General features: G+C 67.4%; 24 protein-coding genes and 2 tRNA genes. 13 read left to right on the forward strand and 13 right to left on the reverse strand.

Annotated elements, in window-relative coordinates; genetic code table 11:
• The first annotated feature begins 1 nt into the window (after position 1).
• Positions 2-529, forward strand: a complete 528-nt coding sequence (locus Q4A20_RS00260) for a DUF3054 domain-containing protein (RefSeq protein WP_303118776.1) — start codon at positions 2-4, stop codon at positions 527-529.
• 35 nt (positions 530-564) lie between these two features.
• Here the strand turns inward: Q4A20_RS00260 and Q4A20_RS00265 are convergent, their stop codons facing one another.
• From Q4A20_RS00265 to Q4A20_RS00285, 5 genes are all read right to left on the reverse strand, one after another.
• On the reverse strand, positions 565-882 hold the full coding sequence (locus Q4A20_RS00265; RefSeq protein ID WP_303118778.1) for a transcriptional regulator: 318 nt from the start codon (positions 880-882) through the stop codon (positions 565-567).
• On the reverse strand, positions 875-1,321 hold the full coding sequence (locus Q4A20_RS00270; RefSeq protein ID WP_303118781.1) for a hypothetical protein: 447 nt from the start codon (positions 1,319-1,321) through the stop codon (positions 875-877). Before Q4A20_RS00270 ends, Q4A20_RS00265 begins: the two co-directional genes overlap by 8 nt.
• Positions 1,322-1,502: 181 nt before the next feature.
• Positions 1,503-2,201: an RdgB/HAM1 family non-canonical purine NTP pyrophosphatase gene (gene rdgB, locus Q4A20_RS00275; RefSeq protein ID WP_303118784.1), complete on the reverse strand. Its 699-nt coding sequence runs from the start codon at positions 2,199-2,201 to the stop codon at positions 1,503-1,505.
• Between the two features lie 2 nt (positions 2,202-2,203).
• The gene (gene rph, locus Q4A20_RS00280) at positions 2,204-3,037 is read right to left on the reverse strand and encodes a ribonuclease PH (protein WP_303118787.1); all 834 of its coding nucleotides are present in this window, start codon (positions 3,035-3,037) and stop codon (positions 2,204-2,206) included.
• A gap of 23 nt (positions 3,038-3,060) precedes the next feature.
• Positions 3,061-3,142, reverse strand: a tRNA-Leu gene (locus Q4A20_RS00285).
• A 195-nt stretch (positions 3,143-3,337) separates the two neighbouring features.
• Between Q4A20_RS00285 and Q4A20_RS00290 the strand changes: the two genes are divergently transcribed.
• A complete protein-coding gene (locus Q4A20_RS00290) occupies positions 3,338-4,459 on the forward strand; it encodes a Gfo/Idh/MocA family protein (RefSeq protein WP_303118789.1) in 1,122 nt (373 codons plus the stop codon).
• Between the two features lie 52 nt (positions 4,460-4,511).
• On the opposite strand, the gene Q4A20_RS00295 is transcribed toward Q4A20_RS00290, so the two are convergent.
• The 4 genes from Q4A20_RS00295 to pip all read right to left on the reverse strand — a co-directional run bounded on the left by Q4A20_RS00295 (position 4,512) and on the right by pip (position 6,987).
• Positions 4,512-4,991, reverse strand: coding sequence for a peroxiredoxin (locus Q4A20_RS00295; protein ID WP_303118792.1), 480 nt, complete (start codon positions 4,989-4,991; stop codon positions 4,512-4,514).
• A 238-nt stretch (positions 4,992-5,229) separates the two neighbouring features.
• Entirely contained in the window at positions 5,230-5,394 is a 165-nt protein-coding gene (locus Q4A20_RS00300; RefSeq protein ID WP_303118794.1) for a hypothetical protein, read from the reverse strand.
• Positions 5,395-5,739: 345 nt separating this feature from the next.
• Positions 5,740-5,816 (reverse strand) — tRNA-Lys (locus tag Q4A20_RS00305).
• An 88-nt stretch (positions 5,817-5,904) separates the two neighbouring features.
• The gene (pip, locus tag Q4A20_RS00310; protein ID WP_303118797.1) at positions 5,905-6,987 is read right to left on the reverse strand and encodes a prolyl aminopeptidase; all 1,083 of its coding nucleotides are present in this window, start codon (positions 6,985-6,987) and stop codon (positions 5,905-5,907) included.
• Positions 6,988-7,057: 70 nt separating this feature from the next.
• Here pip and Q4A20_RS00315 point away from each other — a divergent pair, with 70 nt between their 5' ends.
• From Q4A20_RS00315 to Q4A20_RS00330, 4 genes are all read left to right on the forward strand, one after another.
• Entirely contained in the window at positions 7,058-7,978 is a 921-nt protein-coding gene (locus Q4A20_RS00315; protein ID WP_303118800.1) for a RimK family alpha-L-glutamate ligase, read from the forward strand.
• A 111-nt stretch (positions 7,979-8,089) separates the two neighbouring features.
• Positions 8,090-8,728: a hypothetical protein gene (locus Q4A20_RS00320; RefSeq protein WP_303118803.1), complete on the forward strand. Its 639-nt coding sequence runs from the start codon at positions 8,090-8,092 to the stop codon at positions 8,726-8,728.
• Entirely contained in the window at positions 8,725-9,138 is a 414-nt protein-coding gene (locus Q4A20_RS00325) for a hypothetical protein (protein WP_303118805.1), read from the forward strand. Before Q4A20_RS00320 ends, Q4A20_RS00325 begins: the two co-directional genes overlap by 4 nt.
• Positions 9,139-9,234: 96 nt before the next feature.
• Complete coding sequence (locus Q4A20_RS00330) at positions 9,235-9,618, forward strand: YccF domain-containing protein (protein WP_303118807.1); 384 nt, start codon at positions 9,235-9,237, stop codon at positions 9,616-9,618.
• An 87-nt stretch (positions 9,619-9,705) separates the two neighbouring features.
• On the opposite strand, the gene Q4A20_RS00335 is transcribed toward Q4A20_RS00330, so the two are convergent.
• Positions 9,706-10,176, reverse strand: coding sequence for a hypothetical protein (locus tag Q4A20_RS00335; protein ID WP_303118810.1), 471 nt, complete (start codon positions 10,174-10,176; stop codon positions 9,706-9,708).
• 944 nt (positions 10,177-11,120) lie between these two features.
• Between Q4A20_RS00335 and Q4A20_RS00340 the strand changes: the two genes are divergently transcribed.
• A complete protein-coding gene (locus tag Q4A20_RS00340) occupies positions 11,121-11,645 on the forward strand; it encodes an N-acetyltransferase (RefSeq protein WP_303118812.1) in 525 nt (174 codons plus the stop codon).
• A 29-nt stretch (positions 11,646-11,674) separates the two neighbouring features.
• Here the strand turns inward: Q4A20_RS00340 and Q4A20_RS00345 are convergent, their stop codons facing one another.
• Positions 11,675-14,365: an RNA helicase gene (locus Q4A20_RS00345; RefSeq protein WP_303118814.1), complete on the reverse strand. Its 2,691-nt coding sequence runs from the start codon at positions 14,363-14,365 to the stop codon at positions 11,675-11,677.
• 136 nt (positions 14,366-14,501) lie between these two features.
• Here Q4A20_RS00345 and Q4A20_RS00350 point away from each other — a divergent pair, with 136 nt between their 5' ends.
• The 6 genes from Q4A20_RS00350 to Q4A20_RS00375 all read left to right on the forward strand — a co-directional run bounded on the left by Q4A20_RS00350 (position 14,502) and on the right by Q4A20_RS00375 (position 22,981).
• Entirely contained in the window at positions 14,502-15,740 is a 1,239-nt protein-coding gene (locus tag Q4A20_RS00350) for a DUF4241 domain-containing protein (RefSeq protein ID WP_303118817.1), read from the forward strand.
• A 134-nt stretch (positions 15,741-15,874) separates the two neighbouring features.
• Positions 15,875-17,335, forward strand: coding sequence for a sodium:alanine symporter family protein (locus Q4A20_RS00355; RefSeq protein WP_303119012.1), 1,461 nt, complete (start codon positions 15,875-15,877; stop codon positions 17,333-17,335).
• A 41-nt stretch (positions 17,336-17,376) separates the two neighbouring features.
• Positions 17,377-18,888 (forward strand): sodium:alanine symporter family protein, encoded by a 1,512-nt coding sequence (locus Q4A20_RS00360; protein WP_303118820.1) that lies wholly within the window; start codon positions 17,377-17,379, stop codon positions 18,886-18,888.
• 3 nt (positions 18,889-18,891) lie between these two features.
• Entirely contained in the window at positions 18,892-20,373 is a 1,482-nt protein-coding gene (locus Q4A20_RS00365; protein WP_303118822.1) for a sodium:alanine symporter family protein, read from the forward strand.
• 206 nt (positions 20,374-20,579) lie between these two features.
• A complete protein-coding gene (locus tag Q4A20_RS00370) occupies positions 20,580-22,097 on the forward strand; it encodes a sodium:alanine symporter family protein (RefSeq protein WP_303118825.1) in 1,518 nt (505 codons plus the stop codon).
• A 56-nt stretch (positions 22,098-22,153) separates the two neighbouring features.
• Positions 22,154-22,981: a fumarylacetoacetate hydrolase family protein gene (locus Q4A20_RS00375; protein ID WP_303118827.1), complete on the forward strand. Its 828-nt coding sequence runs from the start codon at positions 22,154-22,156 to the stop codon at positions 22,979-22,981.
• A gap of 104 nt (positions 22,982-23,085) precedes the next feature.
• Here Q4A20_RS00375 and Q4A20_RS00380 read toward each other — a convergent pair whose 3' ends face one another.
• Complete coding sequence (locus Q4A20_RS00380; protein ID WP_303118829.1) at positions 23,086-24,357, reverse strand: MalY/PatB family protein; 1,272 nt, start codon at positions 24,355-24,357, stop codon at positions 23,086-23,088.
• A 111-nt stretch (positions 24,358-24,468) separates the two neighbouring features.
• Complete coding sequence (locus tag Q4A20_RS00385; RefSeq protein ID WP_303118832.1) at positions 24,469-25,236, reverse strand: hypothetical protein; 768 nt, start codon at positions 25,234-25,236, stop codon at positions 24,469-24,471.
• Positions 25,237-25,400 lie beyond the last annotated feature (164 nt).

The raw sequence follows: 25,400 nt of genomic DNA on the forward strand, positions 1-25,400 counted from the left end.
CGTGCGGGAACCGCAGCGGGACGAGCCCGCTCGCATCAGTTTCACGCCGTCGGTACCCGATGGGCCGGACCGTCCCTGGACGCGCGGGCGTCGAACTCGCTGGTGGTTGGTGGCGCTGGCCGACACGATTTCGGTTGCACTAATCGCCTGCTTCGCCGCCGCACCTGCCGACGACTTGGCCCAGGTGCCCGGCCTGCTCGTTCGCGGCGGGGTCGCCGTCGTCGTCGCCTGGGCGGTCGCGTGGCTGGTGCGCCGCCCCGGAGACCACCTGGAGGTGGGCTGGCCTGACGGCGGCTGGGTCATTGCGCTGACTTGGGCGGTGTGGACGGGCCTGTATACCTGGGGTACTGCTGCCAGTGCAATTCCCGGAACCGGTGGGGTGGTCTCGTTTGCGGTGATGCTGGCAGCCTTCCTGGTGGTTTTCTGCGGGGGCTGGCGCTGCCTGTACGGCTACGTCAAGGCGCACGACTCGTTGGTCCCCAAGGGTGTGCAGCGGCGTCTGGACGCCCAAGCCCGCCGAGGTCGGTAGATGTTACGTGCCGAGGTCGGTTGAAGTAACCGGTGTCAATCTCCGGCGATCTCTCGCAGCGCGGCGACGTGATCCTCAAATGCCTTCAGACCGCGCGGGGTGAGCGACACCCAGACGACGTCCATGGAACGGACCACGCCGTAGTCGCGGTGGCGCCTTATGTAGTCCGCTTCTTCCAGCGCCTTGAGCTGTTTGGAGAGGCTGGCATCGGACAGACCGACGGCATCGCGCAGCGTGGAGAACTTCATCTCTGTCCCGGTCCACACCGGTGCGCCGTCGTTGATGGCTCCGACGGACTTGAGTGCGGCACAGATTCGCAGACGGTTGATCGGGTGGATGACTGGATCAAGCACGGCTACCCTCCGGCCAGACCACGGCGGCGCAGTACCATGCGTGGGCGGTAGCGAGCAGCACGAGCACGCCGATCAGCACCGGAGGTATGGAAGCCCCCCGTATGACGGCGCCTACAACCAGAACCCACGCGGTCAGGCTGTTCCGCTTCCACCACTGCCGGTCGGTACCGATCACGTCGTCTCGGGTGCGGATCCCGGGGCGTAGGAGCCAGTTCCGCAGCAGTACATGTATGAGCACGAGTGCGGCGAGACCGCCGAGCAGCACCCAGTAGTGCTCGGCGACCAAGGCGCCGACCGTGGCGCCGAAGGTAATGGCGAACAAGGCGACCGCCCAGGTGGCGGGATGCCATTGCGCGGCCGCGCGCTCGGTAGCGGCGACGTCATTCAGGTGGCTGCGCGCCTCGCTGGGAGAGATGGCTGAAGGTGGCTGGGGGGACACGACTACACCTCACTTTCTGATGTGGAAAGTATTATGTTTTCCGCATCGGAAAGCAAGGGGTGCGGTTGGTTGAGGCTCGTGTCTTGCAGCCCTCTTCACCGAACTCGGCCCGTAACTTCAACCGAACTCGGCACGTAAGATCTACCGACCTCGGTGGGATACGGGTGCTGCCTGAGGTGGGCTAAGAGAGCAGATCGTGCAGGGCGGGGGCCAGGGCGCGCAGGGCCTGGCCGCGGTGGGAGATCGCATTCTTCTCCGCCGCGCTCAGCTGCGCCGTCGTCCGCCCGGAACCGGCAGCGGCGTCCTCCTGAACCGGCACGAAGATAGGGTCGTATCCGAAACCGCCGGCGCCGACCGGCGCGTGCAGCAGCCGACCGGCCATGGAGCGCTCCACCACGGTCACCGATTCCGGTTGGTCGCCCCGGCTAGGCGCTACCAGCACCGCGGCACAGGTGAAGCGCGCCGTACGATGCGGGTCGGCGATGTCGGCGAGCTGCCCCAGAAGCAGTTGCAGGTTGGCCTCGTCGTCGCCGTGGCGGCCCGCCCAGCGGGCCGAGAAGATGCCCGGCGCGCCACCCAGCACATCCACGCACAGTCCGGAGTCGTCGGCGACCGCCGGCAGCCCGGTCGCCTGGGCCAGGGCTCGCGCCTTGAGTGTGGCATTGGCGGTGAAGGTCAGCCCGTCCTCCACCGGCTCGGGGATGCCAAGACCGGCCGAGGAGATGATCTGCCCGGCGTCCAGACCCTCCACTAGTGGGGTCAGGATCGCGCGCAGTTCGGCCAGCTTGCCCGGGTTGTGGCTCGCCAACACCAGCCGGGCACCTGCGGGCACGGCCACCGAACCGTGGATCGACGGCGCCGGGTTCGGCTGAGGGGCCACGGTCAGCCCTCCTCGACGCCGGCCGCCGGGGCGGTCCCGGCGGGGGACTGCGCAGCCTGGTCGGCTGTGGACACGGTGAAGGGAGCATCGTCCGGGCCGGCCAGCACGCGGGCCTGCAGCGCCGCCAGTTCGGCGTTGCCCTTGGTCGCCAGATCGAGCAGCGCATCCAGTTCGGCGCGGTCGAAGGGGGCGTGCTCGGCGGTGCCCTGCACCTCAATGAAGGCGCCCGTACCGGTCTGCACCACGTTCATGTCGGTCTGGGCGCGGACATCCTCCTCATAGGGCAGATCCAGGCAGGGAACGCCGTCGATGATTCCCACCGAGACCGCTGAGACGGAGTCCGAGATAACCCGCTTGCCGGCGCGGGGCTTGACGTGGCCGTGGCGCGTTCCCCAGGCGACGGCGTCGGCCAGCGCCACGTAGGCGCCGGTGACAGCGGCGGTACGGGTGCCGCCGTCGGCCTGCAGTACATCGCAGTCCAGGGTGATCGTGTTCTCGCCCAGTGCGGCCACGTCCACCACGCCGCGCAACGAGCGGCCGATCAGCCGCGAGATCTCGTGCGTGCGGCCGCCGATCTTGCCGCGTACGGATTCGCGGCCGGAGCGCTCGGAGCCGGCGCGTGGCAGCATCGCGTACTCGGCCGTCACCCAGCCCTCGCCGCCGCCCTTGCGCCAGCGCGGCACGCCCTCCACGAAGGAGGCGACGCAAAGCACGCGGGTGCGGCCGAACTCCACGAGGACCGAGCCCTCGCCGTTGATCTGCCAGTTGCGGGTGATGGATATGGAGCGCAGTTCGCTGGGGGAGCGGCCGTCCTGGCGGGCACTGGTGTCAGTCACGTGGCACAGAGTACCTGGGGGAGTGCGCGAGAAGGGACTCGAACCCTCACGCCCGAAGGCACCAGAACCTAAATCTGGGGCGTCTACCAATTCCGCCACTCGCGCTTGCGGCCGTTCAAGTTGAGCGCTCGTGGGTGCCGCCAAGCACCGGCTTGATGCGCTCACCGCAGGCCAGGGCACAGCCTAGCAGCGGTCGGCGGGTGCTTTATGACGCTTCTCATCCCAGGGGGCTGCGTAGACGCAAGTCCGGGTAGCGGTTGAGGTATGGCGTTGGCGCGCGGCCCGACCTAATATTTTCGTATGGCGCGAAACAATTTCTCCCGCACTACCGACACACTCCCCGCCATCCCCGCTTCCGTCCTTGCTGCCCTGGCCGACGCCGGAGCCCCCTTCCGTCTGACTGATGCCGTCCCTGAGCCTCAGGATGCGCCCGCCCTGCGCTGGGGCATCCTCGGCGCGGGCGGCATAGCGAACATCTTCGCCACCGACGTGCCCGCCTTATCCTCGGGCCGGATCGCCGCCGTCGGCAGTCGCGATCGGGCCCGCGCGCAGGCCTTCATCGACGCCCACCCCGATGCCGGCAAGGGGCAGACCGTGCACGCGCACGGCTCCTATGAGGCGCTCGTGAACGATCCTGACGTGGATGCCGTATACATCGCCACGCCGCACAACTTCCACTGTGAACAGGCCCTGTTGGCTCTGGGGGCGGGCAAGCCCGTCCTAGTGGAGAAGTCCTTCACCCGCAACGCCGTTGAGGCGCGCCGGGTTTTCGACGCCGCCCGGGCGGCGAACCTGTTCGCCATGGAGGCGATGTGGACGCGCTTCCTGCCCGGACAGGTGCTGCTGCGGGCGCTGGTTGAAACCGGCGTATTGGGGGCGCTGAGTTACGTGCGCGCCGAGCACTTCCAGTCACTTGAGCATGTGGAACGCCTCGGCCGGCTGGAGTTGGCCGGCGGCGCGTTGCTCGACTTGGGGGTGTACTCGGTCAGTTTCGTGCATTCGCTGTTGGGCGCACCGACTTCGCTTAGTGTCGCCGGGCGTGTCTCCGAGACCGGTGTGGACCTGGATGAGGTGATTGCCATGACCTATACGGGTGCCTGCGCCGCGGCTGCATCGAGCATGTGCGCCGCGTCGGAGACGGCCGCCGAGGTCGTCGGCACCCGCGGCCGGCTGGTGCTGCCGACCCAGTTCTACCGGCCTACGCCGCTGGAAGTCATCCTGGGCGAAGGGCGCGGCGCGCAGCGCTACGAGTGGGACGCCACCGTGCCCGGTGGTTTCCAGTTCGAGGCCGCCGAGGTAGCCCGTTGCATCGCCGCCGGCAGGACCCAGTCGGAGACGATGCCGTGGAGCGAGACGCTGGCGGTGCTGGAGACCATGGACGAAGCGCGCAGACAGCTCGGCGTCGTCTATCCCGGGGAGTAGCCGACCGGCGTCGGGACCTAAGATCGACCGAGGTCGGTGGGGACCGCGTCCCTCAGGAGTCGATGCCGAGTTCGCGGCGCAGACGGTCCACGTGGCCGGTGGCCCGTACGTTATAACGCGCCAGGACTACCTCGCCGGCGCCGTCTACGACCACGGTCGAGCGGATCACGCCGGTGACGGTACGTCCATAGTTCTTCTTCTCGCCCCATGCGCCCCACGCCTCCATCACCGCGTGTTCCGGGTCTGACAGGAGTGGGAAGGGCAAGTCCTGCTTGGTGGCGAAGCGCGCCTGCTTCTGCGGGCTGTCCGGGGAGATGCCGACGACGGCGTAGCCTGCGCGTCGCCACCCTGCCAACGAGTCCCGGAAGTCGCAGGCCTCCTTAGTGCAGCCCGGAGTCTCTGCACGCGGGTAGAAGTAGACGACCACTCCGCGCTCGGCGCCGGCGCGCAGTTCCGCTAGCGACACAGGGGTGCCGGATTGATCGGGCAGTGTGAAGTCGGGGGCGGCGTCGCCGACGGAAAGCTGGGGCACGGTGTTCTCCTGTTGCCTGCTGAGCTGGTGCTGACCCTGCAAATGTAGCCCGTCGCCGACACGGTGGGTACGGCGAGGGCCGCCACCGCGGTGTTGCGGTGGCGGCCCAGGCGTACTCAAGGCATATCCGACGGCGGTCGAGGCGATGTGCCGAGTCGAACGCCGCCGGTCATTTCGACCGACCTCGGTACGTAAGATCTACCGACCTCGGTACGTAAGATCTACCGACCTCGGCGGGTCAGGCGGCGGGCGCCAGAGCGTCCTGTGCGGCCCGCAGGCGCTCGAGTGCGCGCTCCAGGCGCGACGGCGAAGCGGTGGCGTCCAAAGACGCCAACTCGGTGCGGGCGGCCGCCAGCTCCCGCTCGGCGGCGGCGCGTGATCCGTTGGATGTGATCAGATGCATCTCTTCCTTCCCTTCATGGCCCATGCGGGCCCCTCGGTGCCGGGTTGAGCGCAGGTGGATCCTGCGTCCCGGCGTTGTGTTATAGGTCTGCGACCTACGGAGGCCTGGCGTCCACACGAGAACTCTCCGTGCGGCCACGGTCTGGGCTGCGGCTCGCAGTCGGCGCGGTATTCAACCATGCTGCGAGTGACTGACCTGCCGATCGACGCATGCGCAACACCAGTCGAAGCCTTCGGTATTCCCACAGCCAGAATGAGGCGTTTCGGGAACCGCACCGATCACCGCGGTAGCAATAACAATGCTCACCGAATCCGGTGCGTTTCCGCAGCTGTATGCTGCTCTGCGTGGTACCCCCTCAGGGACTCGAACCCTGGACACCCTGATTAAGAGTCAGGTGCTCTGACCAACTGAGCTAAGGAGGCCTGATCGTTCGGACGTTTCCGTCCGGCGACAGATGGAACTGTACGCGACCCGAGCCCCGGATTCAAATCGAAAGGGCTGAAAACGACGTTATGTGTGGGAAGTCTCAGGGATGCTGGCTGATTCCGGTGCTGCGCCGTCACGTGGAGTCCGGGCGAGTGTTCGGGCGAAGTGGTCGGTGGCAGCGATCAAGGCGGATAGCGTCTCCGGCTCGGCGAATGAGTGCCCGGCAGTCGGTGAGACATGCAACTGCGCCTGTGGCCAGGCCCGGTGCAGATCCCAGGCGGTGCCCATGGGGCAGACGACGTCGTAGCGTCCCTGGACGATCACGCCCGGGATGTCGTGCTCGGCGAGCACATGTGCGTTGCTTATGAGGTGGCCGTCCTCCATCCAGCCGGCGTGGCGGAAGAAGTGGTTCTCGATGCGTGCGAAGGTGATGGCGAAGGCCGGGTCCTGAACCCAGTCGATATAGGTCTGATCGCGTTCCAGTGTGGAAGTGGCCGCCTCCCAGGTGGTCCAGGCGCGGGCGGCCGGACCGTGCACGGCCGGGTCTGGGTTTGTCAACAGCTCGTGGTAGCGCTCAATGAATCCGCCTGGGATGACGTCGGCACCGGCGCCGGCAACATAGGCCTCCCACTCATCGGGCCAGATCATGTCCGCGCCGGCGCCCTCGTAGAACCAATCCAACTCGCGCTTGCGCAAGGTGAAGATGCCGCGCAGTACGAGCGCGGAGACGCGCTTCGGGTGTTGCTCGGCGTAGGCCAGGGCCAGCGTGGACCCCCAGGAGCCTCCGAATACCAGCCAGGAGTCCACTCCCAGGTGCTCGCGCAGCCGCTCCATGTCTGCCACCAGATGCCAGGTGGTGTTCGTGTCGAGGTCCGCCTCCGGCTCCCAGGCGTGCGGCAGGGAGCGGCCGCAGCCGCGCTGGTCGAACAGGATGATTCGGTAGCGGGTCGGGTCGAAGCAGCGCCGGTGCTCCGGGGTGCAGCCGCCGCCGGGGCCGCCATGCACGAATATCGCCGGGATGCCTTCCGGATTGCCGCAGGTCTCCCAGTAGATCTCCTGCCCGTCGCCGACGTCGAGCAGGTTTGATTCATAGGGCTCGATGGGCGGGTAGAGGGCGTGCGGCCGGCTAGTGGCGGGGGTGGTCGACGCCGCGGCGGGGTTGTGCATGAACTCATTGTGCCGGATCGGTGTCATGACCGGGCCGCGTGCGCTGCCTGTGAGCGGTAGCGTAGGGCGTGTGAACGCCCCTATCGTGACCCTTGCCACCTCGACTGATTATGTGGACCTCGACGAGGATGACCGCGGTCTGCCTGATGCTCTGCGTGAACGCGGTATCGAACCGCGGGTGGCTGTGTGGAACGATCCGGGCGTGAATTGGGCGGATGCCGGCGTGGTGGTCCTGCGTTCCGTGCGTGACTATGCCAAGCATCGGAATTACGCCAACTTTCTGGCCTGGGCGCATTCGCTGGAGCGAGTGCTCAACCATGCCGACGTCGTCGACTGGGATTCCGACAAGCACTACCTCAAGCGCATGGAGGAGCTCGGCGTCCCCATTATCCCCACCACCTGGTTGGAGCCTGACGCCGGCTACTCCAAGCATCAGGTGCACACGCGTTTCCCCGCGCACGGCGACTTCGTGGTCAAGCCCGCCATCTCCTCCGGTGGGCGCGGCACCGGCCGCTACACCGCCACCGATGCCAAATCTCGCGCTGATGCCATCAACGACACGATGCATCACCTCGGCCGCGGTCGCAGCGTCATGGTGCAGCGTTACCTGGAGGAGGTCGATCGCAAGGGTGAGCTATCGCTGGTGTACTTCAACGGCGTGCTGTCCCACGCGGTGGAGAAGGCGCCCATGCTGCACCCCTCCTTCCGCTCGGTGGACGAGGTGCACGAGGAGATCGTAACCGCTCGCGAGCCCAGTGAGCAGGAGTGGCTCTGGGGTGAGAAGGTCCGCAAGGCCATCCACACCATCATCAAGGAGCGCTCGGGACGCGACATCCAGTTGTTGTTCAACCGTGTAGACGTCGTCGGCGATGGGCGGGGTGGTTTCTATCTGATGGAGGTATCCCTCATTGATGCCGGTCTCTACCTCGGCTCCGCTCCCTCGGCCCTGGACAATTTCGCCGATGCCATCGCTCAGCGCGTGTTCTGGTGAGTGGGGGTGGCCCAGACCAGATCGCGGCGCCAATCAACTCCTCTGGGTTGATTCAGGTGGCATCAACCTTCGGTGGTTGACTGGTGTTGTTGCTGGTGTGAGCATGTGGGCATGTACGTGCTCACGGTGGACCAGGTCGCCAGCCGGGCCGGAGAAGATGAGGTGCCCGCACTCATCCGCCTACTTGACGACGTTCCGGCGTCGGCTCCTTTCGAGCGAACAGTTGGAGACGAGGTGCAGGGGGTCGTCTTGGACGCCGTGGCCGCTGTCACCTGCGTGCGACGCCTCTTGACGGTCGGCGGATGGCATATCGGTCTTGGACTCGGAACTGGTCGCCTCGGCGAACAGGGGACGAGAGCCGGGGGAGGGCCGGCATTCATTGCCGCACGACGAGCGGTGGAGATCTCCAAGTCGGCACGCCTGTCACTGGCGGTTCGTACCGGGGGCACCGGCAAGGAGGCGTGGATTGCGGCGGGAGACGCGGAGGCGATGCTGCGACTGTTGGGCGTACTCATACGTGCACGCACCGAGGCTCAGCGTACGGTCCTTGCACTTCTCGATGATGGACTCACTGGAAGACAAGCGGCCGAGCGGCTCGGGGTGAGCAGTCAGGCCGTGTCCAAGCATCGGCTCTTAGCGCACTACGACGAAGAACTGGCTGCCCTGCCGGCGATCGAGCGTCTTCTGGAACGCGCCCACAGCTTGTCTATGGAGCCGGAGACCCCGGCTCGCCCGGCGGGTGCCTCATGAATACGATCTCACTACTCGTGGTTGTCTCGACCCTGGCGCTCTCGGTATTCGGAGGCTGGGGGATTGTTGCCCTGGTCCTGCGCTGGGCCAGGGTTCCCGAGCTACCGCCGATACGGGAATCCACGCCGGCCGGTTCCACCGCCCCCGTCCTGTCGTCCCGTGATCACTCAGTGTCCCTGGTGCTTCGCGGTGGAACCTGGATCGGAGTGCTCGAACGCCTGGCTGCGACGGGTGCTCTCCTGTATGGAGAGGTCACGCTCATCGCCGTCGTCGTTGCGGTCAAGGGGCTCGGACGCTGGGCGGATCTACGAGACAACCCGGGGTCTACGGAACGATTCATTATCGGTACGCTCACGTCCCTGACCTGGGCGGGTGCATGCGGGATCGTCGGACAGACGTTGCTGCGGTGAGCGCCGGGGCGTCGGGGGCGCGCTCAGGGACGAGTCAGGGGTGCGTCGTGCGCGCGGATGAGGTCGTGACGGTCCGCATCGGGTAGACATGCATCCATGCGTACACTGCTCAACCTCATCTGGGTGGTCTTCGGCGGCTTCTGGCTGTGGCTGGAGTACATCTTCTTCGGCATCATCGCCTGCTTGTTGATCGTCACGATTCCCGCCGGCATCGCCTCTTTCCGCATCGCCTCCTATGCGCTGTGGCCATTCGGGCGGGAGGTCGTGGAGATGCCGCGCGCCGGGGTCATGAGCGGCCTGGCGAATCTCATTTGGTTCCTCGTGGCCGGCATCTGGCTCGCCATCGGTCACATCACCACGGCGGCGGCTCAGGCGATCACCATCATCGGCATCCCGTTGGCCGTCGCCAACCTGAAGATGATTCCGGTGACATGTTTCCCCTTCGGCAAGCAGATCGTACCGGGCCGCGGCATCATCTGAGTCGCTCGGTCAGACGCTGCCGGCCCCGGCTATCGCGGCTGTAAACGCCCGGTCCTCGGCGTTCGGGGCAGAGATCTCAGGCGGGGCTCACGCTGGCTGGTGGCGTACTTCACGCCGGGCGATACTGCCCCGTATCTCTTCCAGGGTTTGCGCGTGCTCACGGAGCCTGCGCAATCCGCGCAACACGGCTGCGCGATGCTTGCGGCTGACCATCCACCCGGGGAGCCGCTGCTCCATGCCCCTGCCCACGTCTGTGTCACGTTTACGGCGCAAGTCCGCCCCCAGATAGTCCATGAGGTACTCGGCGTGGGTCCGATTGGCGACCCACAGGGTATGGCTGGCGCACGAATCCGTGAGGAAGAAGGGCAGACCGTAAAGGGCGTCGTACCCGTCGGAGACCCGAGTGGAGACGGAGACGCCGGTCAGCTCCTGACGGGCGCCACACGCGCAAGTGCGTGACGGACGTGAGCGGGCGGACAGCCGAATCCTTGTCGTCTCGCGCCGACCGCAGGAGGGGCACCGCCAATACAGGTCCGCGGGGGTCGGCTCTACAGGCAACGGCCTATCGCCCTCCCACCGTCCGCAGCAGCCGCACATCCAACCGGATGCGGCCCCCGAGGCCTGCCAGGTACAGGAGGTGCAGAAGACCCCGCGCTTCACCACGTGCGCTGGTCCGGCGCAGCGAGGGCACACGACCCATACGTCCAAACGGGGCACCGCGTACAGAATCCCACCTGCCTCTGCCATTGAAGAAGACTATCTCTCGCAGGGCTTGATTGATTCCATGGGTGGGCGCTCAGAGTGTGTGCGGGCCGTCCGTCCCTCGGTGCCCAGCGCGTCGGAGACGCAGGACTGCGATAGTGGAAAGCCGCCCAGTCCAGTCTGATTCGTTGGGTATGGGCGGGTTGGTGGGGATGCTCTAGAACGTGGGTCAGCCGTCGACGACGTGGCCTGGCCGTTGAGGACCTGCCCGGGAGGGTGCCCTCGGCAGTTCGTCATCTGGCGTCCACGCTTCGGTATTTCCTGTGACGGTTCGTGGGGTAGGTGCACGAACTGTCGCCGTTCCGGGCGAATCGTCAGCGTTATCTGGCGAATCGTCGTCGCAAGTGAGCACTCGTCAGGCTACTCGCGGGCCTCGCCTCTGGCAGAGATCCTCCGGTCGCGTCGCCCGGGCACACGAGTTCGCCTCTCAGACACGAGTCGTTGTCAAAGACACGCGTTTTGGAGTTTTACACGTACAGAGCCCGTGTAGAACTCCAAAACGCGTGATCCTGGTGCAAACCCGTGTTCGTGGAGACAACTCGTGTTTGTGGTGCGGGACATGTAATCGGCCGCCAACGAAACGACGGGAGGCCATCCACCTCAGGTATTGGCCGTGAGGGCTCGTCAACCGAACTCGGCACGTAACTTCTACCGAACTCGGCACAAGGACTCTGGCCGAGACCGGTAGTGCCCCTGCCGCAGGGCTGTGAGGAGTAGACCATACGCGGAAGTCTGGAGGCATGAACAGTGCCCGCGCCGTCGGCCCCGAGTACGAGCATGCGCCGACCATCATAGGGCTCGGCTTGCAGGACGCGGGCGAAATCCTGACATTGCAACGGGACGCCTACATCACCGAGGCCACGGCACACAGCGACTTCGGTCTCCCGCCCCTGACACAGACCCTGGCCGAGCTGCAGGAGGAACTCTCCGACCCTGCCGTCACGGCGCGCGGTATCCGAGAGCGCAGCCGTCTCATCGCGGCCATGCGCCTGCACCACAAAGGCGACGCGGTTGAACTCGGGCGACTCATCGTCGCTCCAGACCGCCAGGGACAGGGCCTGGGCACCCTCCTGCCGCGCCATGCCGAGGCTGTCTTCCCGGATACGCGTGAGATGCGGGCGTTCACCGGCGAGCACAGCGCCGCCAAACTCCGACTCTACGAGCGACTCGGCTACCGCGAGACTGGGAGAACGACCGCAGGTTCCTACCGGCTCGTCCACTTCACCAAGTCGCTCACCCGAGCCGGCCGGCGGAGGGCCTCCTAAGAGTCCGGTGCCGCCTGGCAGCCGGCGGCTCAGCTCTGCGGCCCGACCTTCAGCAGGTGCACGACGGCGGCGTCGGCCTGGTCGCATTCGGCCAGGTCCACCAGGGCGGTCAGCCGCCAGTCGTGGTCGCCCGCGGAGTCCTCCAGGATCTGGGTGGCCAACCATACGCGCCGGCCCGAGCCGGCCAGGGCCTCACGCAGCCGCTCCGACACCCCGGCGTCCGCCAGGGCGACGTCGTCCGGCGCCTCATCCAGGGGTGCCAGCGCCACCGCCCGGGCAGGAGTATCCGTGCTGATCCAGTCGTACTCGTCCCAGTAGCGGCCCAGCGCCTCATCCCACCGGTCCTCGCCCCAGCCGGAGGCGGCATCCAGCCGTCCCAGCCCCTCGACGTCGTCGCGCGCCATGAGTTCCACGCGCCGGAACATCTCCCGGCGCACCGCCACCCGGAAGGCGTGCCGGTTGCGGGTGAAGGGCAGCTTGCCGTCGGCGTCGGCCCCGAAGGCGCGCTCGGCCCCGGCCGCGCCGTCGGCGGCCTCCCGCTCCCGCAGTGCCGCCCCCTCCTGGGCGTGACCGGCCTGGGCCGCACCCAGCGCCTCCCACTCGTCCAACAGGGAGGAGTCCACGGCGCGCACCAGGTCGCCCAGCCAGTCGGTCAGCTGCTCCACCTCCTCGGTGCGCTGCTCCTCGGGCACCACCTGCCGCAGCGCCCGGTAGGCGTCCGTCAGATAGCGCAGCACCACCCCCTCGCTGCGGCCCAGGTCGTAGCGGGAGATCAGGTCGGAGAAGGTCATGGCGCTCTCCACCATGTCCCGCACCACCGACTTCGCCCGTAGCTCGTACTCGGCCGCCCACGGGTTGGACTGCTTATACATCTCCAGCGCCGGAGCCAACAGCTCCGCCAACGGCTGCGGCCAGGTGATGTCCTCCAGGGCCGCCATGCGCTCCTCATAGTCCATGCCCTCGGCCTTCATGGCGGCCACCGCCTCACCGCGGGCCTGCCGCTGCTGGGCGTACAACAGCGGACGCGGATCGTCCAGGGTCGACTCCACCACCGAGACCACGTCGAGCGTGTGCTCGGGCGAGTCCAGGTTCAGCAGATCCATAGCCGCCAGCGCGAACGGGGCCAGCGGCTGATTCAAGGCGAAGTCGTCGGGCAGGTCCACGGCCAGGCGCAGCCGGGGCCTGCCATCGGCGGCGGCCTGGGCGGAGGAGACGTGCTCCAGCACCCCGGCGGTGCGCAGTGAGAGGTAGATGTCCACGGCCCGGCGCACGTGCCGGCGGTGGGCCGCCTCCGGCTCGTGCACGCGCTCCAGCAGCTGCGCCATGGCCCGCACCGGATCGCCGTTGCGCTCCATCAGGTTCAGCACCATGGTGGTGGTGACCTGGAACTGGCTGGTAAGCGTCTCCGGGGCGGCGTCGCGCAGCCGCTCGAAGGTCTTGTCCGTCCAGTTGACGCGTCCCTCGGGCGCCTGCTTGCGCACGATCCGACGGCGCTTGCGGGGATCATCACCGGCCTTGGCCAGGGCGCGGGCGTTCTCGATCACGTGCTCGGGTGCCTGCACGATCACGTAGCCACGAGTATCGAAGCCCGCCCTCCCGGCCCGCCCGGCGATCTGGTGGAATTCCCGAGCGGTCAGGTGACGTTCCTTGGCGCCGTCGAACTTCACCAGGCTGGTCAGCACCACCGAGCGAATGGGCACGTTTATGCCCACGCCCAGGGTGTCCGTGCCGCAGATGACCGCCAGCAGCCCGGTGCGGGCCAGGCGCTCCACCAGCCGCCGGTAGCGGGGCAGCATGCCGGCGTGGTGCACGCCGATGCCGGAGCGCAGCAGCCGCGACAGGGTGCGCCCGAAACCGGGCCCGAAGCGGAAGTCGCCGATGGCTGCCGCCAGCTCCTCCTTGCGCTTCTTCGCCCCCAGGTCCACGCTCAGCAGCGCGGAGGCCCGCTCCACCGCCTCCTTCTGCGAGAAGTGCACCACGTACACGGGCGCCTTGTCCTGCTCCACCAGCCGCTGCAGCAGGTCGCCGATCGGCTCAATCGCATACTCCCATTCCAAGGGCACCGGCCGCACGGCGTCGTCGACGACGGCGACCTCCCGGCCCGTGCGCTCGCGCAGGTCCCGCACGAAGAAGGACACGTCCCCGAGCGTGGCCGACAGCAGCACCATCTGCGCCTGCGGCAACTCCAGCAGCGGCACCTGCCAGGCCCAACCGCGCTGCGGGTCGGCGTAATAGTGGAACTCGTCCATCACCACCGTGTCCACGTCCAGCGCCTCTCCCTCGCGCAGGGACTGGTTGGCCAGGATCTCCGCCGTGCAGCAGATGATGGGGGCGGCGGCGTTGATGGCGGTGTCGCCGGTGACCATGCCGACGTTGTCCGCCCCGAACAGGCCCACCAGCTCGAAGAACTTCTCACTGACCAGCGCCTTGAGTGGGGCCGTGTAGTAGGAGCGGCCGCCGCGCGCCAGGGAGGCGGTGTGCGCGGCCAGGGCGATCATCGACTTGCCCGAGCCGGTGGGAGTGGCAGCGATGACGTGCCGACCGGACAGGATCTGACTCAGGGCCTCATCCTGATGCGGGTACAGCGGCCGCCCGGTGGACTCCGCCCACTCGGCGAAGGCCACATAAACCTCCTCCGGCTCCGGTACGCGCTCCGGGTCGTCGGCGGGGATGAGGGCGTCGAGCATGACGTTGAGCGCGGGCGCGGTAGAGGCGGGCATGCGGCCATCGTCTCACGGTGCCCCGCCGGTTCCGGGACGGCCGGTCCGATCGATACTGGTGCTCGCCTGAGGAGACCCGGCAGCGTACGTATGTGGCAGGCTAAAGAGCCGCTGTTGTCTCAAGACAGGACCGGAGATGGACCCCCGCAGCCGAGTAGAAGCCTTTCTGGCGGACTATGCCGCAGCCCACGCGCAGGTCAAGCCGCTGTTCTTTCCGCCGGATGACGAGGGCGCGTCCGCGGGTGGGCACTCTGCCGTCTTTAGCGGACCCCGCAAGCGGAGGAAGAACAAGGATGATTCAGGCCCCGATCCTTTCGATGCCTGGAGTCAGGCGATGCATGCAGTTGATGTGGCCCACAGGACCGAGAGGTCCTGGGCGGAGCGCCGGTACGGATTCTCCTCGGAATGCTATTACGGCCCGCAGAGCTGCAAGGTGGAGCGGGTCGAGGAATACGGGAACTGGGCCCGGGTGCGGGTGGCGCGCACCGGCGGCCAGGGCAGGCCCATTATCGAATTCGTCCTGCGCAACGACTCCGGGGACTGGTTAATCGATCGGCTAGACGAGTATCACGACGAGCCGGGACTGCCCCTGGTGCCCGAGGGCAGGCGCGGCAAGTGGCTCCAGGCACCGGATGGGATGGCGCCCTATGAGGACATTCTCCTCAACCCCGAAGTGGACAGCCCAAACCCCGGTGCGCTGTTTCACGACGGCTGGGCACGCGATCCCGTGGACGAATTCGAGCTGGCGCGGCAGGTCGATGAGACCGAAGGACCCCAGTGGCAGCGGGCGCTCGCCGAGGCCCAGCGGCGCTCACCGGTCCGACGAGTCAGGGTGCAGACGATTGGCTCCTTCCCACACGGCGGCCTACTCGCTGTGGGCGACGCTGGCTCGGAGACGACCATGATGTACTCCTGCGCGCTGCGCGTGCCGCCGGGGGATGCCACCGCCCAGGCCCTGCTGGCGACCATCGAGACCAAGCAGGGCCCCTATGAGCGGGTTGCCGCGGTGCGGGCGGTTCTCGCCGCCGGCGAGCCCGTGCGCTGGCACGCCGCCTCGCTCTTCCCAGGGCGCGGGACCGCTGTGGGCGTGGACTCGGGCACCGCCGCGATTGTCGACGCCGCCGCATACGTGAGTATGACGCAACGGGAGTGGTGGACCGCCTGGAATACCTTCCCGGAGCGCCGCTGGGAGAATATGGTCATGTTCGACTGCGGCACCGGGCCCATCGGGGTAATGACCAGCTCCGGATGGGGTGACGGCATCTATGCCGTCTATTGGGGCTTCGACGGCGGCGATTGCCCCGTGCAGCTCATGATCGACTACGGAGTCGTCCAGGAGGCGGTGGCACCGCCCCTCGGGCACCTGCGCCCCTGAGCCCTGGGCAGACGGCCCAACCGCCCTGGCAATACCGACTGCGTATGAATATGCGGACGGATGCCGGGTCGCGGCTCGGATTGTGACATGATGCCGCGCGTTCCCGTATGCCCACGTGGAAGGCCCGCATAATCATGGATGCTCTCGCCGCCAACCTGCTTTCGGTCGCCGACTGGATCACTGCGCACATCACCATGTGGGTGCTGGTCGGCACCGGGCTGTTCCTGACGATCCGCACCCGCGGCGTGCAGGTGCGGCATCTTCCCAACATGCTCCGGGCGGTGACCTCCTCACGCTCCGGCGCTGGCGGCGGGATCTCCTCCTTCCAGGCCTTCGCCATTTCGCTCGCCGCGCGCGTGGGTGTGGGCAATATCTTCGGGGTGGCCGCCGCCCTGCTCATGGGCGGACCCGGCGCCGTGTTCTGGATGTGGGTGGTGGCCCTGGTGGGCATGGCCACCGCCTTCTTCGAGGCGACCCTCGCCCAGATCTTCAAGGTCCGTGCCGCCGACGGCTCCTTCCGCGGCGGCCCCGCCTACTACATGCGCGCCGGTGTGAAAAGCCCGGTGCTGGCCGGTGTATACGCCGTCATCACCCTGGTCACCTGCGGCTTCATCATCACCTCCGTGCAGTCCAACGCCGTGGCCGGCACCCTCCTGGGCGCCATCGGCGATAGCGGCTCCGCCATTGAGGGCTTCGGCGGCCTGTCCGCCGCCCAGCTGGTCATCGCCGCCCTGGTATTCGTATTCACCGCCATGGTCATCTTCGGCGGCATCCGCGCCGTCGCCCGGGTGACCGAGTGGATGGCCCCGATCATGGCGGGCATCTACATCGTGCTGGTGTTCATCATCTGCGTGATGCACCTGGGCCGCTTCGCCGAGGTCCTCTGGCTGATCATCTCCTCCGCCTTCGCCCCCCAGCCGCTGGTGGGCGGCCTGGGCGGCGGCATCCTCGCCGCCGTCGTCAACGGCACCAAGCGCGGCCTGTTCTCCAACGAGGCCGGCCAGGGCACCGCCCCCAACGCGGCCGCCACCGCCACCGTCGCCCACCCGGTACAGCAGGGCCTGATCCAGTCCCTGGGCGTGTTCATCGACACGATCGTGGTGTGCACCGCCACCGCCTTCGTCATCCTCATCGCCGGTCCCGAGGTCTGGGGAGCCGACGGCGCCAACCCCTCCAACCTGACGATCATGGCCGTCTCCCACGAACTCGGCAGTTGGACCATCCTGCCCATCGCAATACTCATCTTCGTGCTCGCCTACTCCTCGATCATCGCCGCCTACGTCTACTCCGACACCAACGTGTCCTTCCTGACCGGTGGCAAGACCTGGGCCACCTGGGCGGTGCGCGTGGTCTCCGTCGTGTCCGCCACCGCCGGCGCCGTGCTGTCGCTCGACGTCGTATGGAACGCGGTCGACATCGCCATGGCAGTGATGACCGTCACCAACCTGGCCGCCCTCATCCTGCTGTCCAAGTGGGGCGTGGGCGCCCTGCGTGACTGGGAGACCCAGCGCCGCGCCGGGGTCGAAGAGCCCGTCTTCGTTGGACACGACAACCCCCACCTGCCCGCCGACGTCCCCGGCGATGTCTGGAATTGACTCCGGCAAGTCCCTCCAAGCCCCACCAGTAAGGAGCCCCGATGCCCCAACCCGCCTTGAACCTCACCGACGTGGAGGACGTCCTCAACCAGGTTGACGACCTCTTCTACACCTATTTCCTGGCGGTGCTGCTGATCGCCGTCGGCATCTACGTGACCATACGCACCCGGGGGGTGCAAGTGCGGCATTTCGGTTCCATGCTGCGCGCGGTAGCCACCTCCCGCTCCGGTGCCGCCGGCGGCATCTCCTCCTTCCAGGCCTTCGCCGTGGGGCTGGCCGCCCGTGTGGGTATCGGCAACATCGCCGGGGTGGCGCTGGCCGTGGTCGCCGGCGGCCCCGGCGCCCTGTTCTGGATGTGGGTGGTGGCTCTGATCGGCATGGCCACCAGCTTCACCGAGTCGACCCTGGCGCAGATATTCAAGGAACGCGGCCGTGACTTCACCTTCCGTGGCGGCCCCGCCTACTACATCAAGAACGGCCTCGGCTCGAGGCTGTGGGGCGCCATCTTCGCAGGCATGTGCATAGTCAGCGTCGGGGTCACCGTGGTCATGGTCCAGACCAACTCCCTGGCCGGTGTAATCAATGCCACACTCCCCGAGGTGGCCCCGTGGATGGTCGGGGTCGCCCTCGTCCTGCTTACCGGCCCCGTGGTACTGGGCGGGCTCAAGTCCGTCGCCCGCGTCACCGAGGTGGTCGCCCCCTTCATGGCCCTGGTATACGTGCTGGTCACCATTGTGGTCATCATCATGAACCTCGGCGAGATTCCCACCGTCTTCGGGCAGATCATCCGGGGCGCCTTCGGTGTGGACCAGGCCCTGTTCGGCACCGCGGGCGGCATCCTGGCGGCCGTCCTCAACGGTGTGCGGCGTGGCCTGTTTTCCAATGAGGCGGGGCTGGGCACCGTTCCCAACGCGGCGGGGACCGCCACCACCACCCACCCGGTCCGTCAGGGCCTGATTCAGGCCTTCGGCGTATTCGTCGACACCGGTCTGGTATGCACCGCCACCGGCCTGCTCATCCTGTTGGCCACCGATACCTATCAACCTGGAAATGAGGGCTTGGTGGGTGCCGTCCTCACCCAGCAGGCGGTCGCCGAACACCTGGGGGAGTGGACCACCTGGCCGATCGTCGTGCTGATCTTCGTGCTCGTGTTCTCCACGGTGCTGGGCTGCTACTCCTACTCCCAGGTGAACGTCAACTACCTGGGCGGGGAGAGGCGTGCCGAGCAGGTATTCGGCGTTGTGCTGACCGCCGCCGCCTTCGCCGGCACCGTGCTCACCCTGCCGGTAGTGTGGGCGCTGACGGACATCGCCCTGGGACTGCTCGGCGTGCTCAACCTGGTGGTGATCGTGCGGCTGTTCCCCTGGGTGCGCGGCACCCTGCGCGACTGGGAGGCCCAGCGCGCGGTCGGCGCCCAGCCGGTCTTCATCGGCCACGGCAACCCCGAGCTGCCCGGTGACGTCCTGCCCGGCGTGTGGGAGCCGCCCGTCGACCCCGCCGCCCCCTACACCCTCGACCCGGCAGACTCCGTGCCGGAGAACCTGGACTCCTGAGCCATGGACATCCTGAACGAATTGCTCTCAGACGCCTCCAACCTGCTGTTCGGCACCATCCTGATCTGGCTGCTATTGGGAGCGGGCGCCTGGTTCACCATCCGCACCCGCGGCCTGCAACTGCGTCACCTCGGCTCCATGATGCGCTCGGTCGCCGGCTCCCGGTCCGGCGCTCGCGGCGGCATCTCCTCCTTCCAGGCCTTCGCCGTGGGACTGGCCTGCCGCGTGGGCACCGGCAACATCGTCGGCGTGGCGCTCGCCCTGGTGCTGGGCGGACCCGGGGCCGTGTTCTGGATGTGGGTGGTGGCCCTGCTCGGCACCGCCACCGCCTTCGTGGAGGCCTCTCTGGGGCAGCTGTTCAAAGTGCGCCGCGGAGACGGCACCTACCGGGGCGGCCCCGCCTACTACATGGCTCGCGGCATGCGCCTGCCGGTGCTCGGCGGCGTGTTCGCCGTCGTCTTCATGGTGGCCAACGGCCTGGCCATGCCCATGGTGCAGGCCAACGCCATGACCGCCGCGCTGGGCGCCTCCACCAGCCTCAATCCCTGGTGGGGTGCGGCCATCGTCACCGTGCTGGTCGCCCCCGTGCTGCTGGGCGGGCTGCGTTCGGTGGTACGGGTTACCGAGTGGCTGGCCCCGATCATGGCTACCCTGTACCTGCTGCTGGTGCTGGTCATCATCGTTACCCATCCGCTGCAGGCAGCCGAGGCGATAGGTGACATCTTCGCCGCCGCCTTCAACCTGCGCGCCGGCCTGGCCGGCACCGCAGGCGGCATCACGGCGGCACTGCTCAACGGCGTGCGCCGCGGCCTGTTCTCCAACGAGGCGGGCCTGGGCGGGGCGGCCTGCGCCGCCGGATCGGCCACCGTGCGCCACCCGGCTCAGCAGGGTTTCGTGCAGGTCTTCGGCGTGCTGGTCGACACCCTGTTCGTGTGCACCGCCACCGCCCTGGCCATCCTGATCGCGGGCCGCTCCGACGGCGCCGTCTACACTCCCGGCATCACCGGCGACGGAGACCCGGACGTCTCCGGCACCCTGACCCAGACCGCGATTGGGGCTATGCTGGGGGACTGGACCAGCTGGCCGATGACGCTTCTGGTGTTCGTGCTGGCCTACTCGACCATCCTGGGCGCCTTCTCCTATGCGGAGGTGTGCCTGGACTACCTCACCCGCACGCCCTGGGTGACGAAGGCGCTGCGCGCGGCCGCTGTCGTCTGCGCCTTCATCGGCGGTGGTGCGGCCCTGGCCACGGTATGGACGCTGGCCGACGTGCTGCTCGGCATCGGTGCCGTCCTGAACCTGATCGCCCTGGCGGTACTGACCCCGTGGGCGGTCGGTGTGCTGCGCGACTGGGAGGATCAGCGCGCCCGGGTCACCGCCGGGGTCTGTAGTGCCGCGGACATCCGCTTCGTCGCCGCAGGCAACCCCCACCTGCCGGCCCGACTCCCGGGCGACGTCTGGGACGAGGATCCCGAATCGGTGTGACGCGGATGGTCGGCGCCGGAGCAGTGAGATAGCAGACACTGTATATGGCTGGGACATCGAATTGAAATAAAATGCTCATACCCTGTACTGGCTGTCGGCTTCGGCGCCGACTACACCAAGTCGGCCCGTTACCGACCGATCGGGGCCCCGTTTCTTGACAGGCCCCGTGCGCCCGCGTGGCGCGTCCCGACTACGTCCGGAGAGTTATGAATCCCACACTCCAGCCGACTGCCGGCTTCTTCGACGGTCCCGCCGCCGCGCTCGAGACCATCTCCGACCACCTCTACGGCGAGCTGTTGGCCTGGCTGCTGATCGCGGCCGGCCTGTACTTCACCTGGTGCACGCGCGCTCTGCAGCTGCGTCTGTTCACCCAGATGTTGCGGGCCATCACCTCCTCCCGCGGAGATGTCGGGGAGGGCATGTCCTCCTTCCAGGCCTTCACTGTGGGGCTGGCCTCCCGTGTGGGTACTGGCAACATCGTCGGCGTCGCCATCGCCATCACGATGGGCGGTCCGGGAGCCGTGTTCTGGATGTGGATCGTGGCCCTGGTGGGGATGGCCACCGGCTTCGTGGAGTCCACGCTCGCTCAGTTGTTCAAGGTGGCTCATCCCGACGGCACCTTCCGCGGCGGCCCCGCCTACTACATCCATCAGGGTCTGGGATCTAAGACGGTGGCCAACATATTCGCGGTCGTGATCACCTTCGTATTCGGCTTCGCCTACGAGGCCACGCAGGCCAACGCCATCTCCAACGTGTTCAAGGGCACCTTTGGTATTGAGCCCTGGATCACCGCCGTCGTGCTGGTACTCATCACCACGCCGGTGGTCTTCAAGGGCATAAGGCGGGTAGCCGCGATCACCGAGTGGCTGGCTCCGCTGATGGCTCTGATCTATGTGGTGATCGCCCTGGTCATACTCGTGCTCAATATCGGTGCCATTCCCGCCGCCCTGGCCTCCGTGGTCAAGGGGGCCTTCGGCGTGGACCAGGCCCTGTGGGGGTTGGGCGGGGGCTTCCTGGCCGCGGCTCTCAACGGCATCAAGCGGGGCCTGTTCTCCAATGAGGCGGGCGAGGGCTCCGTCCCCAACGCCGCCGCCACCGCCACCGTGCACCACCCGGTGCAGCAGGGCTTCATTCAGTCCATGGGCGTATTCGTGGACACGATTGTGGTGTGCACCGCGACCGCCCTGATCATCCTGCTGTCCGGTGTCTACGACCCCGCCACCGCCGACATCGACGCCGCCGGCACCCTGACCGTTACCTCCGTCAGCGCCGTGCTCGGACCCTGGGCAAAGTACCTGATGGCGGTTGTGGTGTTCGTGTTCGCCTACTCCTCCTTGCTGGGCAATTACGCCTATGCGGAGGTGAATATGGACTTCCTGCGCGGCATGGGCCGCAGCCACTACGGCGTGCGCGCCATGATCGTGGTTGCTGCCGCACTAGGCGCGGTGGCGTCCCTGTCCTTCGTGTGGAACCTGTCCGACGTCGCCATGGGAGTCATGGCGATCATCAACATCGTCTCGGTGGTGCTCCTGGGGCGGTGGGCCTTCGGCGCCCTGCGCGACTGGGAGCAACAGCAGCGTGAGATCAACGCGGGGCTGCGGGACAAGATCTACTTCGTGTCAACCGGTAACCCCTATCTACCGGCGGAATTGCCGGGCGAGATCTGGACCGAGGAGGCCGAGGCGCGCCGTGAGTCCCAGCCGACCGAACTCAGGGCCGACTGATATTCGACGCCGCCCGAGCCTGCGCCCGGCAGCGGGCGATCATCTAGGGTCGGGTCATGAAGATCGCACGCTTCTCCACCGGAGACGAACTCCGATACGGCATTGTCGACGGCCTTCCCGTTGCTGAGCCCACGCCCTCCGGAGAATCCCCCGGACGCCTGCTGGTGCTCAGAGGCGACCCGCTGTACACCTCCCCCGAGGCAACGGGGGAGGTGATACCGCTGGACGAGGTGCGTCTCCTCTCCCCGGTGATTCCCCGGTCCAAGGTGGTGGGTATAGGTAAGAACTACGCCGCTCACGCCGCGGAAATGGGCGCAGTCGCTCCCGCCGAACCCATCGTCTTCCTCAAGCCCAACACGGCGGTCATTGGCCCCGACACTCCGATCGTGCTGCCCGACTGGTCCGGAGAAGTGCATTACGAGGCCGAACTCGCCGTCGTCATCAAGTCCGTGGTCAAGGACGCCTCTCCGCAGCAGGCGGCTGCCGCCGTCCTCGGCTATACGGTTGCCAATGACGTGTCTGCGCGTGATTGCCAACGCGCCGACGAGACCTGGACGCGGGCCAAGGCCTTCGACACCTCCTGCCCACTCGGCCCCTGGATTGAGATCCCTGAGACGTCCGCGGATCACTCGGACTTCGATCCCGCCGACGCCGTGGTACGCGCCCGCGTCGACGGGCGGGTGGTGCAGGAGGGGACCACCGCAGACATGATCCGCCCCGTGCCCGAACTGATCGCCTATGTCTCACGTATATTCACCTTGCTCCCCGGCGACGTTGTACTGACCGGCACGCCCGCCGGCGTCGGTGAAATCCGCGCCGGCCAGCGCGTCGAGGTCGAGGTAGAGGGCATCGGCTCCTTCGGAAACCCGGTTGTGGGCAGCTGAGCCGCGGTCGTGGACCAGGCCCCGCCGATCTCGGCTCGCAAGAGGTTCGGCCGGCCGAGCACGGCACTGAACCGCGCCGCCTCGGTGTCGGCCGCTCGACTGCTTCAGCCGTGCAGGCGGGCGACGGCGTCAAGCAGGCGCTGCCCGATCTGTTCCGCAATGCCCCGACCCGTGGCCAGATTCAGGCGGCAGTAGGACTCGTAACCGACGCCGAAGGCCGCGCCGTCGTTCATGGCCACTCCGGGCTCGCGGCGGAAGAAGTCCGCCGGGCCGACACCCTTGTGCAGGGGCAGTTCCGAACAGTTCAGCCAGGCCAGGTAGGTGGCGGATGGCGCCGTCATCTCCACGCCTTCCACCTCGGTCAGCAGCTGTGCCATGAACTGCGCATTGGCGTGCACGTACCGGTTCACGCAGGCATTCCACTCTCGCCCGTCCTGCAGTGCGGCGACGGTGGCTTGCGCGCCGAGAAGCGACGCCTCATACATCAGGTAGTGGGACAGCGGGTTGGCGTCCCAGGCCTTCCGCGCCCCCGCGGAGGCGATCAGTTGAGCACATTTGAGCCCGGGCATGTTCCAGCCCTTGGAGGCGGCGGTGGCGGTGAAGGTCAGGTCGGGGTCGGTGCCGGCGCGGGAGGCGTAGGGTGTGTGTACCGCGTTCGGGTCCAGCACCAGACTGGCGTGGATCTCGTCGGCGAAGACGGGCACCCGGTAACGCCGGGACAGGGCGGCAACAGCATCCAGTTCGGCGGCGGGCAGCACCCGCCCCACCGGATTCCACGGGTTGCACAGCACCAGCAGGCCGGCACCGGCGGCCATGGCAGTCTCGATGCGATCCAGATCCAGCGCCCAGGTCACCGCACCTGACGTGTCGGCCCCGGACAGCGCGGGCACCTGTATGCACTCGCGCCCGTACATGCCGGGAAATGAGAGGAACGGCATGTACGCGGGCGTGGGCACGATGACGGGGCTGTCCGGGCGGGTGTGATGGGCGATTACGGCTCCCAGGGCAGAGAGCACATCCGGCAGCAGGCTCACATCCTGCGTCTGAACCGACCAGCCGAAGGCCTCGCGCTGGAAGCGGGCCGTCTCCTCCCGCACCGCCTGGCCGACCTGTGGGGGCAGGTAGCCGTAGGAGCCGTCGGTCACCGCACGCTGGAGTGCAGCCGTGACCGACGGCGCCGTTCCCAAGTCCATTTCCGCCACCCAGGCGCCGATCACATCGCCGGGGTAGGCGGTCCACTTCAATGAGCCGCGCTGCCGCATCATGTCTGGGGTGAGGGCATCGAAGGTCGCGGTAATGGCGGCCTCCCGGGCGGGCTCCGGAATGGCGGACGCGGCAGCCTTCTCAGGCTCGGGCGCACAGGTCGAGTCGATCATGCGCCCAGTCTATGAAGCGCCGCGCATGCCATGGCGCCCCGCACCGGAGTGCGGGGCGCCTAACCGTATACGGCCGGTTTCAGATCATGTCGTCCTTGCCGCTGGAGGGTTTCACGGAGGGGGCGTCAGACGACTGTCCGGCACACCGTCCTTCATTTTGTCCGGGCCCGGGTTGACGATGCGCGTGTCGGACATCATTCCCTCAAGCTCGGTCTCGTCGATGGCGTCGGCCGCGCAGGTGTAGTTCAGCGACATCCTGACGGGTGTCGCCACTGTGGTGAACACGCGTACCCAGGTGATCGCCTTGTACTCCTTCCCGCCTGCGCGGTACTCGGCCTCGACCTTGATCATCTCCACCGGGTTGCCCGACCAGTCGGTGACGGTGGTGTCGGTCTTCTGCGTGGAGTCGACATCGCTGTACTCGCGCTCAAGGTACTCCACCCAGGAGTCGGCCTGGAACTGGGTCTCCTTGACATCACCGGAGTTCGAGCCTACATACAGGTCCTGACCGCTCTCATACAGGCACTTGCCGTCGGTGCGGTCCATTTGGTTACGCCCGTCCTCATCGAATCTCTCCAAGCGCCACCCGTTGACCATGACGGGGAAGGACCAGTAGGGCGCGTCGTCGCCGGCATCTGTGGCCGGGGCGTCGGTGGACCGGCTCTGCGGGCTGGGTCCGGCGTCCGGGGCAGCGGCCGTTGCGGACGGGTCAGGATCGGGCGAGTCACCGGTGGGCTTGGACTGCTCGGTCTCAGGAGCCACGGTCACTGGAGCCTCGTCGTCGCAGGCGCCTATGCCGGGGAGTGCTAGGCCAAGAGCCAGCAGCGCCACCGCACCGCGGCGGGTGAGGTGTGCTTTCCGAAGGGTTGTTGTAATCATGGAGTGCTCCTGGGTGTAGGTTACGGGGATGTCACTTACGTTAGTGGGAGCCGGTGGCGAGCGCGATGGGGAGCGCTCCCCGGCCTCCGGGGCGGTGGGTGGCGTCACCGGCCCGTATGGAAGTGCGCCACCGGGGCCGGTGCGGGACTGGGGGCGTGGGCGGC

The sequence above is a fragment of the Actinomyces sp. genome, from assembly GCF_030530635.1.
GTDB lineage: Bacteria > Actinomycetota > Actinomycetes > Actinomycetales > Actinomycetaceae > Actinomyces.

Excerpts from the sequence above, each read along its gene's own strand:
- Q4A20_RS00370 (WP_303118825.1), top strand. The coding sequence starts at position 20,580 with ATGAATCCCACACTCCAGCCGACTGCCGGCTTCTTCGACGGTCCCGCC.
- Q4A20_RS00365 (WP_303118822.1), top strand. The coding sequence starts at position 18,892 with ATGGACATCCTGAACGAATTGCTCTCAGACGCCTCCAACCTGCTGTTC.
- Q4A20_RS00350 (WP_303118817.1), top strand. The coding sequence starts at position 14,502 with ATGGACCCCCGCAGCCGAGTAGAAGCCTTTCTGGCGGACTATGCCGCA.
- Q4A20_RS00290 (WP_303118789.1), top strand. The coding sequence starts at position 3,338 with ATGGCGCGAAACAATTTCTCCCGCACTACCGACACACTCCCCGCCATC.
- Q4A20_RS00380 (WP_303118829.1), bottom strand. The coding sequence starts at position 24,357 with ATGATCGACTCGACCTGTGCGCCCGAGCCTGAGAAGGCTGCCGCGTCC.
- Q4A20_RS00345 (WP_303118814.1), bottom strand. The coding sequence starts at position 14,365 with ATGCCCGCCTCTACCGCGCCCGCGCTCAACGTCATGCTCGACGCCCTC.
- Q4A20_RS00375 (WP_303118827.1), top strand. The coding sequence starts at position 22,154 with ATGAAGATCGCACGCTTCTCCACCGGAGACGAACTCCGATACGGCATT.
- Q4A20_RS00320 (WP_303118803.1), top strand. The coding sequence starts at position 8,090 with ATGTACGTGCTCACGGTGGACCAGGTCGCCAGCCGGGCCGGAGAAGAT.
- Q4A20_RS00340 (WP_303118812.1), top strand. The coding sequence starts at position 11,121 with ATGAACAGTGCCCGCGCCGTCGGCCCCGAGTACGAGCATGCGCCGACC.
- Q4A20_RS00330 (WP_303118807.1), top strand. The coding sequence starts at position 9,235 with ATGCGTACACTGCTCAACCTCATCTGGGTGGTCTTCGGCGGCTTCTGG.
- Q4A20_RS00300 (WP_303118794.1), bottom strand. The coding sequence starts at position 5,394 with ATGCATCTGATCACATCCAACGGATCACGCGCCGCCGCCGAGCGGGAG.
- pip (WP_303118797.1), bottom strand. The coding sequence starts at position 6,987 with ATGCACAACCCCGCCGCGGCGTCGACCACCCCCGCCACTAGCCGGCCG.
- Q4A20_RS00360 (WP_303118820.1), top strand. The coding sequence starts at position 17,377 with ATGCCCCAACCCGCCTTGAACCTCACCGACGTGGAGGACGTCCTCAAC.
- Q4A20_RS00355 (WP_303119012.1), top strand. The coding sequence starts at position 15,875 with ATGGATGCTCTCGCCGCCAACCTGCTTTCGGTCGCCGACTGGATCACT.
- Q4A20_RS00325 (WP_303118805.1), top strand. The coding sequence starts at position 8,725 with ATGAATACGATCTCACTACTCGTGGTTGTCTCGACCCTGGCGCTCTCG.
- Q4A20_RS00385 (WP_303118832.1), bottom strand. The coding sequence starts at position 25,236 with ATGATTACAACAACCCTTCGGAAAGCACACCTCACCCGCCGCGGTGCG.